This is a genomic window from Thiorhodococcus minor, assembly GCF_010820565.1.
In the GTDB taxonomy this organism is placed as follows: domain Bacteria; phylum Pseudomonadota; class Gammaproteobacteria; order Chromatiales; family Chromatiaceae; genus Thiorhodococcus; species Thiorhodococcus minor.
In genome coordinates, this window is the sequence record NZ_JAAIJQ010000284.1 from 1 (window position 1) to 904 (window position 904).

1 protein-coding gene is annotated in these 904 nt (G+C 64.5%); it reads left to right on the plus strand.

Annotated features, from left to right (window positions below):
* Positions 1-446 precede the first annotated feature (446 nt).
* A partial coding sequence (locus tag G3446_RS26980; RefSeq protein ID WP_164456723.1) for a glycoside hydrolase family 16 protein occupies positions 447-904 on the plus strand: 458 nt, incomplete at its 3' end.

The following is a 904-nucleotide window of genomic DNA, read 5'->3' on the forward strand; positions in this document are numbered from 1 at the left end:
ACCGCGAAGCCTCGAAGCACAAGTCCCGCTGTGCTAGGCGGAAACGACCTCGGCAGACAGACGCTTGCCAATGGCGGTCGGTCCGGGCCAGCGCACACGGTTCGATCTTAAGCCTGGGGCTCGCGTGGGGCAATTCGAGATCCATGGCTGGAGACAGGTTTCGACGCCAGAGAGTCGCAGCGCCCCCTTGCGGCATGCGCTTCGGCTGAGCACGCTTGGCGTGCTGAGCTTGTTGCTTGCGGGCATGGCCTCGGCCAGCCCCGTCCACGGACGGCCGGCAGGGCATCGAGGGCCAAACCCTTCGCTGCCGCCTCGCCGATGAGCGGGGACCCCAGCCCCGCCTTCTCGCTTTGGTAAACTGCCGGCACCCGAAACCTCGTCCAGCACGGGCTCGGACGGCAACCCCAAGCATCGCGCTCCCCCCAGTTCCCAAGTCTCCTGGTTTGATGCCGTTCTCAAGATTCTCGATACCCCTCCTCGCGACCCTCCTCCTTGCCTCCGCAACCACAGTAGACGCCGAATGGCGTGTCCTTTGGCGCGACGAGTTCGGCTATACGGGTCCTCCGGACCCGGATAAGTGGAATGTGGCGAAGTGGCCGCCTGGCCGAGTCAATGACGAGCTGCAGGCCTACACCCAGCGACCGAGGAACCTGCGCGTCGAGGACGGCAAGCTGGTCATCGAGACCCACTTCGACCCAGACGCACAGCCGCGCTTCTCATCGGGGCGTATCAGCTCGAAGGGAAAGGGTTTCTCGACCTACGGGAGGTTCGAGGCGCGGATTCGGTTCCCGAGCGCGCGGGGGACTTGGTCTGCCTTCTGGCTGATGCCGGAAGATCCCTCTGTCTACGGCCTTAACAAGAAGGAGGGCTGGTACTGGCCCAACTGCGGCGAGATCGACATCGT